The following is a 15,845-nucleotide window of genomic DNA, read 5'->3' as shown; positions in this document are numbered from 1 at the left end:
TCAATCGCCGTTGGCGATCTTCCATGCCGCCTTGGCGAGGGGACCGATATTGGCGGCGATTTCGGCCGCGTTGGCCGACGCGGCGTTGCCGTCCCGCAGGCGGTGGGCGATGCCCTGCAGGATGGCGGCGGTGCGGAACAGATTGAACGCGCGGTAGAACGGCAGCGTCGCCTGCAACGCGAAGCCGGTGCGTTCGCAGTAGCGCGCGATGTATTCTTCCTGGCTGGGAATGCCCAGCGCCTTCAGGTCGGCGCCGCTGAGCGTGCCGCGCGCATCGACGCCGGGCGGGCGGTACCACTCCATCATGTGGTACATCAGGTCGCCGAGCGGATGGCCGAGCGTGGACAACTCCCAGTCGAGCACGCCGACCACGCGCGGCTCCGTGGGGTGGATCAGCAGATTGTGGAACGAGTAGTCGCCGTGGACGATGGACGACAGGCCGTCGTCCGCCGGCAGCGCGGTGGGCAGCCAGGCCATCAGCTGGTCCATCTCCGGCACGTCCTGGGTGCGCGACTCATCGAACTGGCGCGACCAGCGCGAAATCTGGCGCGCGAAATAGTTGCCGGGTTTGCCGTAGTCGGCCAGACCGATCGCCGCGAAATCTACCGTGTGCAGCCGCGCCAAGGTCGCGTTGGCCGAATCGAAGATCGCCGCCCGCTCCGCCGGGTTCAAGTCCGGCATCCGGCAGTCCCAGAAGATGCGTCCCTCGACATGGCTCATGACATAGAACATGCTGCCCAGGACGTCCCGGTCGGTGCACAGCAGCAGCGGCTGCGGCACCGGAAAATCGCCCAGGCCGGACAGCGCCGTCATGACGCGGAACTCGCGGTCCACCGCATGCGCCGATTTCAACAGCACGCCCGCCGGCTGCCGCCGCAAGACATACCTGGCGTGCGGCGTCTCGAGCAGGTAGGTCAGGTTCGATTGCCCGCCCTGGAACTGCCGGACCGTCAGCGGCCCGGCGTAGCCCGCCAGGTGTTGCCGCAGATAGTCATGCAAGCGGTTCCTGTCGATCTCGGCCGCCAGCCGGACGTCGCCCAGTTCCCCGATATAGGTTTTCGGTGCGCTGGCCGACGCGGCGCCCGGTGTTTCCAATTTGCTGCTCGTCATTGATATGCCCATGGCTTGAAGGAATTTGCAATGAATTCTATCGACCGACCAGTCGGATGTCAACAACACGATGCGCCCCTGTCGATAATTGACAACCGACCGGACGGTTGATAACATTCAGACGTGCATGGGCTATGCTGGCTGTGCGTCCGCCCCGTCTTTTCCACCTTTTCCCTGGGAGTTACCTCGTGACCGACACCAACGCTTTGCTGCAAATAGAGCTGCTGAAACAGCTGGCCCCTTTCACCCGCTCCGGCTATGCCATGTTCCGCGAGGTGATCGACACCGACGGCGCGATGCCGGCCAAGCTCAAGCGGCTCTGCGCGGCGGTCGCCGCCGTCAACCGCGGCTATACCGACCTGGCCCGCAGCGAGTTGGGCGGCGCGGCGGCGCTGGGTTTGACGCGGAACGAAGCGGCCAGCGGCCTGATCTTGCTGAGCAGCCTGCGCGGCGAAGGCGCGGCGCAGGCCTTCGATGGCGTCATCCGCCACGTGTATCCCGACGCCGCGACAACCCCGCAAGACGCCGCGCTGGAGCGCGCCGGCCCGGGCGAGGCCGAGGCCAATTTCAAGGCCTACTTCGGCACCGTGCCGCCGGCGCTGGCCATCCTGCTGCGCCTGGTGCCGCGCGGCGCGGACGGCTACTACCTGATGCGCAAGGGCACCATCGACTGCAACCAGCTGGACCGGAAATCCGCCGAGCTGATGCTCATCGCGGTGCTGGCCTCGGACTACAGCCCGATGGCGGCGACGCATATCCGGGCGGCCCGCGCGGTCGGCGCGAGCGACGCGGAGATGGCCGAAGCGATCTTGTGCGCCGTGCCGTCGGCCGGCATCGCCGCCTGGATGAGCGCCGGCATGCTGCTGGAAGCGCAATAGATGGCGGCGCCATCCAACCGCCAGTGGCTGCTTGCCCGCCGCCCCGCCGGCCCGGCGATCGCGGCCGACCTGGTGTCCGCGCGCGCGCCGGTTCCGCAACCCGGCGAAGGCGAGGTGCTGGTGCGGGTCAAGCTGCTGTGCATGGACCCGACGATCCGCAATTTTCTCGATGAAGACCCGGGTTACGGCTTGCCGGTCGCCATCGGCGGCCAGATCCGGGGCATGGTCGTCGGCGAAGTCGTGCGGTCCAGGTCGCCGCTGCTGGCCGAGGGCGCGCTGGTATGGGGTTTCGGCGCCTGGAGCGACTACGTGACGGGGCCGGCCAGCCGGTTTTTCCCGCTGCCCGCCCACTACGGCTATGCCCTGCCCGTCTATGCGCATGCGATGGGCACGATCGGCCTGACCGCCTGCCACGGCATGTTCGACATCGCCGCCCTGCGTCCCGGCGACAACGTCCTGGTCAGCGGCGCCGCCGGCGCTGTCGGTTCGCTTGCCGGCCAGTTCGCGCGCCTCGGCGGCGCGGCCAGGGTGGTCGGGATCGCCGGCGGTCCGGACAAATGCGCGCGCGCCGTGCGCGACTACGGCTACGACCTGTGCCTCGACTACCGGCGGCCGGAGCAGCTGGCGGCCGCCATCGGCGCCGCCTTCCCGGACGGCATCGACGTGGTGTTTGAAAACATCGGCGGCACCCTGCTCGACGCCGCCCTCGGACACTTGCGCAAACACGCGCGCGTCGCGCTGTGCGGCATGATGTCGCGCTATGGTCAGGGCGCGGCGGCGCCGGGCTCGGACGCGCTGTGGAACCTGGTCGTCAACAGCGCCCGCATCGAAGGCTTCTTGGTCAGCAACATCCTCCACGACCACAGCCGCACCGGAGCCATGCTCGCGCGCATCGATGGCTGGATCAAGTCCGGCGCGCTGCGCTACGACATCGACGTGCGGCATGGCTTTGAGCAGGTCCCCGCCAGCTTCGACTGCCTCTTTTCAGGCCGCCACACGGGGCGCCTGGTGGTGCAACTCGACGATCCCGATTGAGCGGGGCCGCCATGGATCCCGTCAGCTATCAGCCGCACGGCCGCATCGCCGTGCTCACCGTCAACCACCCGCCCGTCAACACCCTCAGCCTGGACGTGCGGCGGGGCTTGATGGCCGCCATCGAGCGCGCGCTGCATGACAACGCGGTCGACGCCATCATCATCATCGGTGGCGGCGCCACCTTCGTGGCCGGCGCCGATATCAACGACTTCGGCAAGCCCTACGCGCCGCCGTCGCTGTACGCCATCATGGATCTCATCGCGGCGGACGCCAAGCCGGTGGTGGCCGCCATCCACGGCAACGCCCTCGGCGGCGGCATGGAACTGGCCCTGAGCTGCCAGTGGCGCATCGCCGCGCCAGGCGCCATGCTGGGACAGCCGGAGGTCAAGCTGGGCCTGATGCCCGGGGGCGGCGGCACCCAGTGGTGGCCCCGCCTGGCCGGGCCGGAAATCGCGCTGGACGTGTGCACCGGCGGCGCCCCGCTCGATGCGCTGCGGGCGCATGCCTGCGGCGTCGTCGACCGCATCGCCGGGGGCGAACTGCTGACTGATGCGCTCGCGTTCGCCGACGACATCGTCAGCGGCAGAATGGCTCGCCGCCGCCTCGCCGAGGCGTCGGACAAGATACGCGGCATCGACCCGCAACTCTTTTCCAGCTACCGCGCGCGCCACCGCGAACAGTGGCGCGGCTTGCTGGCGCCATGGAAGATCGTCGACTGCATCGAAGCGGCCTGCCGCCTGTCCTTCGCCGACGGCTACGCGCTCGAACGCAAGGCTTTCCAGGAGTGCGAGCACGGTCCGCAGAGCCAGGCCATGATCCACCTGTTCTTCGCCGAACGCGCCGCCGCCAGGTGGCCGGGCGCGCAGCCTGCCCGGCCCGCACCGCCCCTGCGAACCGTGGGGCTGGTGGGCGCGGGCACGGCCATCGCCGCGCTGGCCCGGCGCCTGGCGCATGCCGGGGTCACGGTCGCCGTCGACGCCGACGGCCCCGGAGCGCTGGCGCGCTGCGACCTCATCATCGCGGCGGCCGGCGACGACGGGGACGCGACGGCGGCGCTGCTGCGCCGGCTCGACCATAGCGCCGGCCCCGACACGATCCTCGCCGTCATGGGCGGTACGCCCGCACTCGATGCGCTGGCGGGGCTGACCGGCCGGCCGGACAGGGTGATCGGCCTGCAAGCCTGCCTGCCCGGAACCGCGGACGGCCTGCTTGAGATCTGCCACGGCGACCGCACCGATCCCATCGTGCACGCGACCGCCGCGCGGCTCGCGCGCCAGCTGGGCGCGGCGATGGTGTTGACCGGCCAGGGCGCGCGATCGCTCGCGCGACGCCTGCGCGAGGCCACCCGCGCGGCGGCGGCGGGCCTGATGGCCGAAGGCGTCGCCCGCGCGGCGATCGTGGACAGCCTGCACACGTTCGGGTTCGGCCAGGACAGCATCGGCGCGCTGTGCCCCGCCGGGGGCCAGCCCCCGCCCGGCGCGCGCGCCGTCATGCACGGCGAGGCGATCCTGGCGCGCCTGCTGCACGCCATGGCCGACGAAGGCGCGCGCTGCATGGCGGACCAGCTGGCCCTGCGCGCCGGCGACATCGACGTGGCGGGCGTTCATGGACTCGGCTTCCCCGCCCATCACGGTGGCCCCATGCATTGGGCCCAAGGTTTTGCGCGTTTATGATTGACAAAAAAACTGCGCATGGTATATTTGCCCATGAGCCGACCGACCGGTCGGCCGTTAAATGCGATGAGCGGGATTCCCGCCATTCAACTAGGAGATTTCACATGCTGGAGAAAGACGTCATTCAATACGAGGTTGCGGACAACGGTATCGCGACGATTTGGCTGAACCGCCCGCACAAGCGCAATTGCGTCAGCCCCCAGCTGCTGCGGGAACTGGAAGTGGCCGTCGATCGCGCGGCCGAGGATGACAAGGCGCTGGCCGTCGTCTTCCGCGGTCGCGGCAATACCTTCTGCTCGGGCGCCGACCTGGATCAGCTGGTCGGTCCCGTGCTGCAGGAAACCCGCACCTCGCTGCAGTTGGCCATCGACTCGGCCCGCACCTACGACAAGATCTTCAACATGCGCAAACCAACCATCGCCGCGGTGGAAGGCTATGCGGTCGCCGGCGGCTTCGAGCTGATGATCTCCTGCGATTTCGCGCTGGCCGCTTCCGAAGCCAAGATCGGCGACTTCCACATCCGTCGCGCACTGTTCGGCGGCGCCGGCCCGATCTACCGCCTGCCGCGCATGATCGGCATGCGCCGCTCCAAGGAGTTGATGTTGACGGGCAAATTGCTGTCCGGTGACAAATGCGCAGAATGGGGACTCGTCAACGAATCCGCGCCCGCCGCCCAATTCGACCAGCTGATCCAGGACTTCTGCGCCCCGCTGATCGACAAGAGCCCGTTCTGCATGTGGATGACGAAGATGGCGGTCAATCGCGGCCTGGACGCCGACACCAACACCCTGATCACTCTGGAAACGATGACCTGCAACGTCGTGCACCATTCGGAAGATGCCAAGGAAGGCGTGCGCGCCTTCCTCGACAAGCGCACTCCGGTATGGACCGGCCGTTAATTTATCGAAAGGAGTAGCAAATGTCAGTCAGCCTGGTGGTGTTATCGTCGCGTCCGCCCGATTGGACGCCCGAGCAGTTCACGACGTGGTGGCGGGGCGAGCATGCCGATTTCGGGCGTCGCCTGCCCGGCCTGCTGGCCTACCGCCACGGCGAGGTCGTGTTCGACTACGACCATCCGGACCAGCCGGCCTGGGATGGCAACGCCGTGCTGACGTTTGCCTCGCGCGAGACGCTCGACGCCGCGCTGAAATCGCCCGAGTGGGCGGCCGCGGTCGCGCATGTCGGCAAGATGAAGGGCAAGCGCATCGCCCTGATCACCGACGACGTCGACCTGATGGCCGCGGGCCGGGTCGTTTGAAGAGTTCATTACGCGAAAGCACATAGTGAAAGAAAACCTCATACCGGGCTTCATCGCCCAGCAGTTCAGGCTCGACGGCAAGGTGGCGCTGATCACCGGCGGGCGCGGCGCGCTGGCCGAGGCCATCGCGGCGGGCCTGGCCGATCTCGGGTGCGCCGTCGCGCTGGCCTCGCGCCATGAAAAGGAGTGCGCCGGCGTGGCGGCCGACATCGCGCAACGCTTTGACACCAGGGCCATCGGCTTGCGCTGCGATGTCTCGAACGAAGTCGAGGTCGAGGCCGCGGTCAAGGCGACCGTGGACCAGCTAGGCGGCCTCGACATCCTTGTGAACAATGCCGGCGCCTCGTGGTGGGGCTTGCCCGAAGAGATCCCGCTGTCGGGCTGGCGCAAGGTCGTCGACGTCAACCTGACCGGCACCTTTCTCGCGTGCCGTCACGCGGCGCGGCACATGATCGGCCATGGCGGCGGCGCCATGATCAATGTCGCCTCGGCCGGCGCCTTCATGTCCTACACGCCGGATGCCGGCCAGGTCGTCCCCTACACCACCACCAAGGCGGCCATGGTCCACCTCACCCGCGACCTGGCCGCGCAGTGGGCGCACCACGGCATCCGCGTCAACGCGGTCGCGCCCGGCTCTATCGAGACCGGCATGACCGAAACCCTGGACCACGACATCCAGAACAAGCTCATCGAAAACATCCTGCTGCGGCGCTTCGCGCAACCGAGGGAAATTGTCGGCACGGTGGCCTTGCTCGCGTCGGCGGCCGGCAGCTTCATTACCGGACAAACGTATGTTGTTGATGGAGGCCAGACAATTGCTTAATACCAAACACTACACCGCCGGCGACCTGGCCTGGAGCGACGCCTCCTTGTGGGAGCAATTCTCCGAACTCGCCGCCGCCGCGCCGCATGCGCTGGCGGTCGTCGGCCCCGACGGCCAGCTGTGGACGCGTGAGGACATGCGAAAAATGGCCTTGCTGGCGAGCGAGGCGCTGACGCGCGGCGGCGTGCGGCCGCATGATCGCATCATGCTGCAAGGGAAAAAATCGGCGCCCATCCTGGCCGCCGCGCTGGCGATTTCGGCCGTCGGCGCGATTGCCTGTCCGTACACGCCGGACCTGGGCGGCGCCGAGCGCGCTGTGCTGGACGAGCGCCTCAATCACATCGCCAGCATCGGCGACGACGCGGGCGTGGAGATCGACGGTTTGCCGCAGCTGAAATTACAGCTGCGCGAACGCTCGCTGCTCGGTCCCGCGGACGCGCGCGACGCGCAAACGGCGCTGATCGGCTTTACCTCCGGCACCACCGGCGTGCCCAAGGGAGTCATGCATGGCCCGGCCGCGCTGAACTACACGGTGCGCGCCTGCAGCCAGGTCGCGCGCCTGGAACCGGGGGATGCCATCCTCGGCATCGTGCCGCTGGGCAGCGCGCCCGGCTTCACCTTCACCGCGCATTTCGCCTTGTCCATGGGCCATCCCCTGATCATGATCGACCCATGGGATCCGGTGAAGACGCTCAAGGCCATCGACGTCTACCGCTGCCGCTGGGGCATCTGCGTGCCGACCCACCTGGCCACGCTGATCGAGGTGGCGCGCCTGAAGGGCTGGCACAACAGCAGCCCGCTCAAGGCGCTCGGCGTGGGCGGCAGCGCGATGACGCCGGAATTGATACAGGATGCGAAAAGCATGCTCGGCATGACCGCCCTGCGCATGTTCGGCATGTCCGAGTGCATGGGGCACGCCTCGGTCGGCCTCGACGACGACATCGAACGCAAGATGCATTCCGACGGCAAGTCCTTTCCCGGCACCCGCGACGAAGCCTTCGGCGCCGACAATGAATTGTTGCCGCGCGGCCAGCGGGGGCAAGCGGGCGTGCTCGGACCGTCGTCGTTCCTCGGCTATTGCATCGGCCTGGGCGAACAGGAACACCGGCTCACCAGCGAGGGTTTCTTCCTCACCGGCGACGAGGTCATCGTCGGCGAGGATGGCTACCTGAAGGTCGTCGGGCGGATCAAGGACCAGATCATTCGTGGCGGCTACAACATCGATGCCTCGGAGGTCGAGGCGGCCCTGCTGCGCCACCCCGCCATCGCCATCGCCATCGTGGTCGCGGTTCCGGAAAAGCGCCTGGGCGAACAAGCTTGCGCCGTGTGCTGCATACGCGAGGGCAGTGCGCAGCCGACGCTGGACGATATCAAGGAACACCTTTTGCAGATCGGGCTGTCCAAGAAAAAATGGCCCGAATATCTGCTGGTGCGCGAAGACATGCTCTACACGGCCACCGGCAAGATCGACAAGAAACACATCGCCAAGGCCGCCATTGAGCAGCTTGGTCTGGGCGCTCAGAAATGACGCGGATACGCAAAACCACGGCGGCGCACGATGAGAAGCGCCTCGAAATCATCGCCCATTGCGCCACGCTGTTCGACCGCGTCGGATTCCATGGCACGTCGATGCAAATGCTGGCCGATGAAGTGGGCCTGGGCAAGCCGACGCTGTACCACTACTTCGCCAGCAAGAACGATATTCTGTACGAGATGCACCAGATGCATATCGATGCGCTGATCCACAGCCTCCAGGTCGATATGGAGAGCGCCGCCACCAAGCCCGCCGAGCTGCTGGAAAAGGCGTGCGCGCAAACGCTGCGCGAAATCGCCCGGCATCCCGGCTATGTCCGCGCCTTCATGGACCACTACACGGAACTGGCGGGCGCGCAGCGCACCGAGATGCGCAAGCGGCGCAACGAGTATTTCACGCGCATCACCGACATCATCGGCAACGGCATCGCCGCCGGCAAGTTCCGCGACGTCGACGTCGAGCTGGCGACCCTCGCCTTCGTCGGCATGTGCAACTGGGCCTACAAGTGGTATCCCAAGATGGCGGACAAGACGCCGCCGGAACAGATGGCCCGTTCGCTCTGCGGTATTTTTCTCGGCGGACTGCTCGCGCAGTCTCCATCTATTTAAGGAATCAAGCAATGACACAACGGGATGTAGTCGTGACGGGCATGGCCCGCACAGCGATCGGCAGCTTCGGCGGCAGTCTCAAGGACGTAACCTTGGCCGGCCTGGCCACCACCGCCGTGCGCGCGTCGCTCGAGCGCTCCGGCGTGGCGCCGGCCGAGGTGGGGCACGTGGTGATGGGCAATGTGATACCCACCGAGCCGCGCGACGCCTATCTGAGCCGGATCGCGACGATCGACGCCGGCATGCCTCACGCGACGCCGGCGTTCAACGTGAGCCGCCTGTGCGGCTCGGGACTGCAGGCCATCGTCTCGGCGGCGCAGGCGATCCTGCTCGGCGACACCGACGTCGCGATCGGCGGCGGGGCCGAGTCGATGAGCCGCGGCGCCTACCTGATGCCGGCGGCGCGTTGGGGCGCGCGCATGGGCGACACCGCCGTGCAGGACTTCATGGCGACGATCCTGCTCGATCCATGGCAGAAGAATCATATGGGCGTGACGGCCGAAAACGTGGCCGAACGCTATGGCATCACGCGCGCGATGCAGGACGAGCTGGCCCTCGAGAGCCAGCGCCGCGCCGCGCACGCCATCGCCGCCGGCTACTTCAAGGAGCAGATCGTGCCGGTCGACGTTTCCACCCGCAAGGGCACGCTGATGTTCGACACCGATGAACACGTGCGCGCCGGCGTCACGCTGGAAGGCCTGGCCGCGATGAAGCCCGCGTTCAAGAAGGATGGCACGGTCACCGCCGGCAACGCCTCGGGCATCAACGACGGCGCGGCGGCGTTGACGCTGGTCGAAGCGCGGCACGCGCAAGCGCTGGGCCTGCGCCCGCTGGCGCGCCTGGTCGGCTACGCGCACGCCGGCGTCGATCCGCAATACATGGGCATCGGACCGGTGCCGGCGACCCGCCTGCTGCTCAAGAAGGTGGGACTCACCATCGGCGACATCGACGTGATCGAGGCCAACGAGGCGTTCGCCGCGCAAGCCTGCGCCGTCGCGATGGAGCTGGGCTTCGATCCAGCGCGCGTCAATCCGAACGGCTCGGGCATCGCCCTCGGCCATCCGGTGGGCGCGACCGGCGCCATCATCGCGGTCAAGGCGATCAGCGAACTGCGGCGCACCGGCGGGCGCTATGCGCTGGTCACCATGTGCATCGGCGGCGGCCAAGGCATCGCGGCCATCTTCGAGCGCCTGTGAGCGGGACCATCGCGATGACTAACCTCTCCGGCATCACCTCCCCCGCCGCCGCGCCGGTCCTGCTCGAGCGCGCGGGCGCGGTGGCGACGATACGCTTCAACCGCCCCGCCGCCCTGAACGCCATCGACCGCGCCACGGCCGAGGCCTTGCTGGCGGCGTGCCGCGAGATCGAGAACGACGCCTCGGTGCGCGTGATCGTGCTGCGGGGCGAGGGCAAGGCCTTCATGGCGGGCGGCGACATCGCGCGCTTCCATGCCGACCTGCCCAACGCGGCGCAACTGGCGGCCGACATCATCACGCCGCTGCACGCGGCGCTGACCCTGCTGGCGGCGCTGCCGCAACCGGTGCTGGCCAGCGTGCACGGCGCGGTGGCGGGAGCGGGCGTCAGCATCGCGCTCGCCTGCGACCTGTGCATCGCCGCCGACGACGCCCAGTTCAACCTGGCCTATGCGCGCATCGGCGCCAGCCCGGACGGCTCGGCCAGCTGGTCGTTGCCGCGCACCGTCGGCCTGCGCAAGGCGATGGAATTGATGCTGCTGTGCGACAGCGTGGACGCGGGCGAGGCTTTGCGCCTGGGCCTGGTCAACCGCGTGGTCGCGCGCGCCGGCCTGGACGAGGCCACGGCCGCGCTGGCGCAACGCCTGGCGGCCGGCCCGACCTTCGCCTACGGACAAACCAAGCGGCTGCTGCGGGGCGCCTTCGGCAACGACCTCGCGCGCCAGCTCGACCTGGAACAGACCGCGTTTTGCGCCTGCGCCGGCAGCGACGATTTCGCCGAGGGCGTGAACGCCTTTTTCGGCAAGCGCAAGGCGGCGTTCAGCGGCGCATGACGACAGGCGGCACGGCGTGCCGCCCGCGCCGTATTGCGTCTATTGCGCCGTGATGGCGCCGTCAACGGGCAGCGACACGCCCGTCATGTAGGACGACGCGTCCGAACACAGGAACAGCGCGACGGCCGCGACTTCCTCGGCGCGCCCCACCCGTCCCATCGGGATCCGCGCGTCATCGTTAGGCAAGGGCAAGCCGCGCTCGGCGTAGTAGTTGCGCGCCATGGGCGTCTCGATCGTGCCCGGACACACCACGTTGACCCGGATGCCGGTGCGCGCGTTGTCCAGCGCCGCCCCTTTGGACAGCCCGATCACGCCGTGCTTGCTGGCGCTGTACAATGCCGCGCCGGGGCCGGAAACCAGTCCCTGCACCGAGGCGATGTTGACGATCGCCCCCGCCCCGCGCGGCAGCATGGCGGCGATCTGGTACTTCATGCACAGGAACACGCCCTTCAGATTGATGCCGATGACGCGCTCGAAGTCATCGCCGCCCTGCTCGACCAGCGGCGCTATCCTGCCGAAAATGCCGGCGCTGTTGACCGCGCAATCGAGCTGTCCATACTGCGTCAGCACGCGCTGCACCAGCGCCTCCACTTGCGCCGCGTCGCTGACGTCGGCACGCACGAATACCGCCTCGCCGCCGCTGGCGTGGATGGCCTCGACCGTCTCGCGCCCTCCCTGTTCGAGCAGATCCGACACGACCACGCGCGCGCCGGCCTGCGCCAGCATCACCGCGCAGGCCCGGCCGATGCCGGAACCGCCGCCGCTCACCAGCGCCACCCTGCCCTGCATGGGTTGTGCCGACTGTTGTTCCCATTCCATATGATTCTCCTGTGATGATGTTGCGGTTGCGGCCGGACAGCCCGGCGCCGGCGTGCCGCCGGGCCTAGATGACGCGCGCGATGCGCTGCGCCTCGAACACCGCCTGCGCCATGCGGCGCGGCGTGATGCAATCACCGATGCTGTGCACCTCGCGCATGCCGGCGTCGAGCAAGGCCTTGGCCGGGCCGGACACCGGCACGCGCCCGGTCTGCATCACCAACAGGTCGCAGTCCAGCCGTTCGCTCTGGCCGGAAACCATCGGCATGACGTGCACGGCGCCCGGCTCGATCGACTCGATGCCCGACAGTACACGGAACTCGGTCTTGCCCATCGCGAGCCGCCCCAGCAGGGCGGCGACGCTTTCGACCGGGATCAGATGGGCGACCGCCGCCGATGGAGTCACGATGGTCACGCGCCAGCCGGCGTCGACCATCGCTTCGGCCACGCCATAGTTCCACCAAAAACCGGTGCCGTCATCGACGAACACCGCGCGGTGCGAGCCCGCCGGCGCCGGCGCACCATTCTTGAGGACGTCGAACCAGCTGAGCACCGCGGCGCCGCCCGCGTCCACCTCCAGCGCCCGCGCGACCGCCCCGGTGGCGACGATCGCCGCGTCGAACGGCTGGCCCAGATCCTCGACGCCATCGATGCGCCGGCCCAGCCGGATCGGCACGCCAAGGCGGCGCAGCTCGCCGACTTGATGGTCGATCAGGCGCAGCAGGCCCTGGCGGTGCGGCACGGCGGCGGCGTACAGGAACTGTCCGCCGACCCCGTCGGTCGCCTCGAACAGCGTCACCCGGTGGCCGCGGCGGGCCGCCGTCAACGCCGCCTCGAGTCCGCCCGGGCCGGCGCCGATGACGGCGATCCGCTTCACCGGCGCCGCCGGCAACCAGTCACGGAACTCGGGCCACAATTCGCGCCCGGTGCGCGGGTTGACCGAGCAATGCAGGTGCGGCGAAAAAGCGCGACAGTCCTGGTTCACATTCAGGCAAGGCCGGATGCGCCCGGATTCGCCGGCGGCGGCCTTGTCGATCCACTCCGGGTCGGCCAGAAATGCCCGCGCCATGCCGACCAGATCGGCCGCCCCCTCGTGCAACAGACGCTCGGCCAGCTCCGGTGTGTTGATGCGCTGGCCGACGATGACGCTCAAGCCGCAGGCGCGCCGGATGCGCGCGGCGGCGCTGGCGGCCGGCGCGTCCGGTCCCGTCATATCCTTGACATAGCCGCCGCGCGTGCCCATGGTGATGTTCAGCACGTCCACGCCGCCATGCGCGGCGACGGCCACGGCGATGGCCACCGTGTCGTCCACTTCGAGGCCGTCGACCAGTTCCTCGTCGGCGCTCAGGCGCAGGCTGAGGCCGAAGCCGGCGCCGCAATGTGCACGGATGGCGTCGATCACCTCGAACAGGAAGCGCAAGCGCTTCTCCGGCGAGCCGCCGTACGCATCGCCGCGCTGATTGCATGCGGGCGAGAGGAATTGCGCGACCAGGTAGCCGTGGGCGCCGTGAATTTCGGCGCCATCGTAGCCGCAGCGCTTGAGATTGGCGGCCGAGCGGCCGAACGCCTCGACGATGGCCGCGATGTCGCCCTCCTCCAGCTCGCGGGGTGGAAATGGGTCGCGCGGCGAGCGGATGGGCGATGGCGCGGACGGCGCCAGATCGGACTCCATGCCTATCCATTCGCGCCCCAGGTGGACCAGCTGCCCATACAGCTTCGCGCCATGGCGGTGGATCACGTCGGCGCGCCGCCTCAGTCCGTCGAGCACGCGCTCGTCATAGACCTCCACCAGCTTGCGCAAGCGCATCGCCGAGCCGGGGTGCACCACGGTGGCGCCAGTAATGATGAGCCCGGCGCCCGACGCCGCAATGGTATCGAAGTGCGCGATGTCCTCGTCCGTGACGGCGCCGTCGTGGACCATGCTGGTCCCGTAAGGCAGCACCACGATCCGGTTTTTCAGAACTTGCGTACCGAGTTGATAGGGTGAAAAAAGCTTTTCATAGGCCATGGTTTTTCCGGGAAAGATCGCGCCATCCGACGCAAGCGGGCCGACGCGCGGGGATCTAAACCATAACAGTGGGGCCGGAGATTGTCAACCGACCAGACGGTCGGAATCCATGGTGGAATACCGCAGCGCCGCCGGCAAGGCGCCGGCGACACCGCGCGCTATTTCTTCGACGCGGTCTTGCGGGCAGGCGATGGCGCAGCCGTCTTCGCCGTGGCTTTGGCGGCGCTCGGGGTCTTGCGCGGGCCGGCTTTCACGGCGGTCTGCGCCGCCGGCGGCGTCCCGGTCAAACCGTAGAGGAAGGTGTCGAGCAGCTTGCGCGCGATCTGTTCCGGCGCGGGGCTGACACCGGCCACGTACCATTGGTAAGCCCAGTTCACCTGGCCGACCAGGAACAGTCCCGACAAGGTCACGTCGTCCGTGTGATACACCCCCTCGGCTACCCCTTCCGCGATCAAGTCCGTAATGCAACGGAAATAATCCTGCCGCTTTTCGCTGATCTGCTGCCGTACGGTCGGTTCGAGTTCCCGGTAATGCTCGAGGAAGGCGCGCACGTAGCCGCGGTGATCCGCGATGGCGTGCAGGATGTCCGTGATCATGCCCAGCAAGAGCTCTTCCCGCCCCAGTCCCAGCTCGGTGCGCGCCTGGTGCTTGGCGCCGAGATCGTCAATGAGGGTCTGGTGGATGCGCAGGAGGATTTCCTCCTTGCTCTTGATGTAGTGGTAAAGGGTCGGCTTGCGCAAGTCGCAGGCCTTGGCCACCATGTCCATATTCGCCGTATGGTAGCCGACCTTGTCGAACAATTTCGCCGCCTCGTTGACGATCTGGCGAATTTTCTGTTCAGCGGCAAGCGTTGGGCCGCGCTCGAGCGCAACGCCCGCCTCTGGTAGTGTTGCCGGTTTCATGTCCATCCTTGTCTGAAGATCAATCGTCGACAGCATAACCTAAATTGCACCGACCGTCTAAGCGGTAGGAGCACCGGCCGGCACACGGCGGCGCGCAAATTGACACCCGACCGGTCGGTAGGTATCATCGAAAAAACGCCTGCAAACAGCGCGGCCCACCAGGAGAACAGATGCGCAATTTCGAGAACAAGGTCGCCGTGATCACCGGCGCGGGGAGCGGCATCGGCGCCGCGCTGGCCTGGCGTTTCGCCCGGGAGGGAATGAGGATCGTCGTCAGCGACGTCGACGAAGCCGCCGCGAACGCAACAGCGGCGGCGCTGGCCGAGGCGGGCCATACAGCGCTGGCGACACGCACGGACGTCGCCGATGCGCTGCAGGTGGAGGCGCTCGCCGCCCTGGCCTACCAGGCGTTCGGCGCCGTGGATATGCTGTTCAACAATGCCGGCATCGTGCCGGCAGGCCGCCTGCGCCCGGTGTGGGAATATCCGCCCGAGGATTGGCAATGGTCGATCGATGTCAATCTGATGGGCGTGGTGCACGGCATACGCAGCTTCGTGCCGCGCATGCTGGCCCAGGGTACGGAGGGCCACGTCGTCACCACCGCCTCCGTCGCCGGGCTCATCAGCGGCTCGGCGTCGGTGCCCTATGCCGCGGCCAAGCATGGCGCCGTGCTGGCCACCGAGGCGCTGTACGCGGCCTTGCGCGAACGCGACGCGCCCATCGGCGTGACCTTGCTGTGCCCGGGATTGGTGAACACCCGGATCTACCATTCGGAACGCAATCGCCCTGAGCAATTGCAGCCGCGCGGCGGAGCGGCAGCGGAAACCCCGGAGCTGCACGCGATGGCGCCGGCCATGTACGCCGGCGCCCTCACCCCGGACCAGGTGGCCGAACAGGTATTCGACGCCGTCAGGAACAAGCAACTCTACGCGCTGACCAGCGCCAACTTCGACGACGCGATCCGCGAGCGTACCGAAGCGATCCTTGAGCGCCGCAATCCCGTCTTCGCCAGGCTGCTGGATCTCAGCAGGAAGCCTGATGCGCAAACGCCTTCCGCGCCGCGATGACGTGACGGCGGGTCCCGCCCCGCGTGCCCCGGTCGGGCCCCCTGGTCACCCCAAGGCCAAGAACATGCCTTAGACCAGCACCACCCCCAAGCCCCGTTAGCCCGCCC

The 15,845-nt window shown here is 68.0% G+C and carries 15 protein-coding genes; 11 read left to right on the top strand and 4 right to left on the bottom strand.

The features are described 5' to 3' along the window. Positions 1 to 1,110, bottom strand: a complete 1,110-nt coding sequence (locus ACCD07_RS24095; protein ID WP_353403157.1) for a phosphotransferase family protein — start codon at positions 1,108 to 1,110, stop codon at positions 1 to 3. A gap of 188 nt (positions 1,111 to 1,298) precedes the next feature. On the opposite strand from ACCD07_RS24095, the gene ACCD07_RS24090 reads away from it, so the two are divergent. The 10 genes from ACCD07_RS24090 to ACCD07_RS24045 all read left to right on the top strand — a co-directional run bounded on the left by ACCD07_RS24090 (position 1,299) and on the right by ACCD07_RS24045 (position 10,945). Next, positions 1,299 to 1,988, top strand: coding sequence for a carboxymuconolactone decarboxylase family protein (locus ACCD07_RS24090; RefSeq protein WP_353403156.1), 690 nt, complete (start codon positions 1,299 to 1,301; stop codon positions 1,986 to 1,988). Further along, positions 1,989 to 3,023 (top strand): NADP-dependent oxidoreductase, encoded by a 1,035-nt coding sequence (locus ACCD07_RS24085; protein WP_413448789.1) that lies wholly within the window; start codon positions 1,989 to 1,991, stop codon positions 3,021 to 3,023. Positions 3,024 to 3,034: 11 nt separating this feature from the next. Then, positions 3,035 to 4,696 carry an enoyl-CoA hydratase-related protein gene (locus tag ACCD07_RS24080; protein ID WP_413448788.1) on the top strand — a complete coding sequence of 554 codons (1,662 nt, stop codon included), beginning with the start codon at positions 3,035 to 3,037 and terminating at the stop codon, positions 4,694 to 4,696. Positions 4,697 to 4,800: 104 nt separating this feature from the next. Then, a complete protein-coding gene (locus ACCD07_RS24075) occupies positions 4,801 to 5,595 on the top strand; it encodes an enoyl-CoA hydratase/isomerase family protein (RefSeq protein WP_353403153.1) in 795 nt (264 codons plus the stop codon). A 38-nt stretch (positions 5,596 to 5,633) separates the two neighbouring features. Continuing rightward, positions 5,634 to 5,954 carry an EthD domain-containing protein gene (locus tag ACCD07_RS24070; protein WP_413448787.1) on the top strand — a complete coding sequence of 107 codons (321 nt, stop codon included), beginning with the start codon at positions 5,634 to 5,636 and terminating at the stop codon, positions 5,952 to 5,954. Between the two features lie 25 nt (positions 5,955 to 5,979). Next, positions 5,980 to 6,777, top strand: coding sequence for an SDR family NAD(P)-dependent oxidoreductase (locus ACCD07_RS24065; RefSeq protein ID WP_413448786.1), 798 nt, complete (start codon positions 5,980 to 5,982; stop codon positions 6,775 to 6,777). Beyond that, the gene (locus tag ACCD07_RS24060) at positions 6,770 to 8,305 is read left to right on the top strand and encodes a class I adenylate-forming enzyme family protein (RefSeq protein WP_413448785.1); all 1,536 of its coding nucleotides are present in this window, start codon (positions 6,770 to 6,772) and stop codon (positions 8,303 to 8,305) included. Before ACCD07_RS24065 ends, ACCD07_RS24060 begins: the two co-directional genes overlap by 8 nt. Beyond that, positions 8,302 to 8,919 (top strand): TetR/AcrR family transcriptional regulator, encoded by a 618-nt coding sequence (locus ACCD07_RS24055; RefSeq protein ID WP_353403149.1) that lies wholly within the window; start codon positions 8,302 to 8,304, stop codon positions 8,917 to 8,919. The genes ACCD07_RS24060 and ACCD07_RS24055 overlap by 4 nt, the downstream gene beginning before the upstream one ends. Before the next feature lie 11 nt (positions 8,920 to 8,930). Further along, positions 8,931 to 10,115, top strand: a complete 1,185-nt coding sequence (locus ACCD07_RS24050) for an acetyl-CoA C-acyltransferase family protein (RefSeq protein ID WP_413448784.1) — start codon at positions 8,931 to 8,933, stop codon at positions 10,113 to 10,115. A gap of 14 nt (positions 10,116 to 10,129) precedes the next feature. Then, complete coding sequence (locus ACCD07_RS24045) at positions 10,130 to 10,945, top strand: enoyl-CoA hydratase/isomerase family protein (protein ID WP_413448783.1); 816 nt, start codon at positions 10,130 to 10,132, stop codon at positions 10,943 to 10,945. 39 nt (positions 10,946 to 10,984) lie between these two features. Here ACCD07_RS24045 and ACCD07_RS24040 read toward each other — a convergent pair whose 3' ends face one another. From ACCD07_RS24040 to ACCD07_RS24030, 3 genes are all read right to left on the bottom strand, one after another. Beyond that, positions 10,985 to 11,764 (bottom strand): glucose 1-dehydrogenase, encoded by a 780-nt coding sequence (locus ACCD07_RS24040; protein ID WP_413448782.1) that lies wholly within the window; start codon positions 11,762 to 11,764, stop codon positions 10,985 to 10,987. 64 nt (positions 11,765 to 11,828) lie between these two features. Continuing rightward, positions 11,829 to 13,769, bottom strand: coding sequence for an FAD-dependent oxidoreductase (locus ACCD07_RS24035; RefSeq protein ID WP_413448781.1), 1,941 nt, complete (start codon positions 13,767 to 13,769; stop codon positions 11,829 to 11,831). 158 nt (positions 13,770 to 13,927) lie between these two features. Next, positions 13,928 to 14,671, bottom strand: a complete 744-nt coding sequence (locus ACCD07_RS24030) for a TetR/AcrR family transcriptional regulator (protein ID WP_413448780.1) — start codon at positions 14,669 to 14,671, stop codon at positions 13,928 to 13,930. 170 nt (positions 14,672 to 14,841) lie between these two features. Between ACCD07_RS24030 and ACCD07_RS24025 the strand changes: the two genes are divergently transcribed. Next, positions 14,842 to 15,738 (top strand): SDR family NAD(P)-dependent oxidoreductase, encoded by an 897-nt coding sequence (locus tag ACCD07_RS24025; RefSeq protein WP_413448779.1) that lies wholly within the window; start codon positions 14,842 to 14,844, stop codon positions 15,736 to 15,738. The last annotated feature ends 107 nt before the right edge of the window (positions 15,739 to 15,845 follow it).

Source organism: Duganella sp. Dugasp56, assembly GCF_047304105.1.
GTDB classification, from domain to species: Bacteria; Pseudomonadota; Gammaproteobacteria; order Burkholderiales; family Burkholderiaceae_D; genus Rugamonas; species Rugamonas hordei.
Note: the sequence above shows the minus strand (reverse complement) of the source record. Positions and strands in the feature narration are given on the sequence as shown.

Excerpts from the sequence above, each read along its gene's own strand:
- ACCD07_RS24095 (WP_353403157.1), bottom strand. The coding sequence starts at position 1,110 with ATGACGAGCAGCAAATTGGAAACACCGGGCGCCGCGTCGGCCAGCGCA.
- ACCD07_RS24085 (WP_413448789.1), top strand. The coding sequence starts at position 1,989 with ATGGCGGCGCCATCCAACCGCCAGTGGCTGCTTGCCCGCCGCCCCGCC.
- ACCD07_RS24080 (WP_413448788.1), top strand. The coding sequence starts at position 3,035 with ATGGATCCCGTCAGCTATCAGCCGCACGGCCGCATCGCCGTGCTCACC.
- ACCD07_RS24075 (WP_353403153.1), top strand. The coding sequence starts at position 4,801 with ATGCTGGAGAAAGACGTCATTCAATACGAGGTTGCGGACAACGGTATC.
- ACCD07_RS24055 (WP_353403149.1), top strand. The coding sequence starts at position 8,302 with ATGACGCGGATACGCAAAACCACGGCGGCGCACGATGAGAAGCGCCTC.
- ACCD07_RS24050 (WP_413448784.1), top strand. The coding sequence starts at position 8,931 with ATGACACAACGGGATGTAGTCGTGACGGGCATGGCCCGCACAGCGATC.
- ACCD07_RS24045 (WP_413448783.1), top strand. The coding sequence starts at position 10,130 with ATGACTAACCTCTCCGGCATCACCTCCCCCGCCGCCGCGCCGGTCCTG.
- ACCD07_RS24040 (WP_413448782.1), bottom strand. The coding sequence starts at position 11,764 with ATGGAATGGGAACAACAGTCGGCACAACCCATGCAGGGCAGGGTGGCG.
- ACCD07_RS24035 (WP_413448781.1), bottom strand. The coding sequence starts at position 13,769 with ATGGCCTATGAAAAGCTTTTTTCACCCTATCAACTCGGTACGCAAGTT.
- ACCD07_RS24030 (WP_413448780.1), bottom strand. The coding sequence starts at position 14,671 with ATGAAACCGGCAACACTACCAGAGGCGGGCGTTGCGCTCGAGCGCGGC.
- ACCD07_RS24025 (WP_413448779.1), top strand. The coding sequence starts at position 14,842 with ATGCGCAATTTCGAGAACAAGGTCGCCGTGATCACCGGCGCGGGGAGC.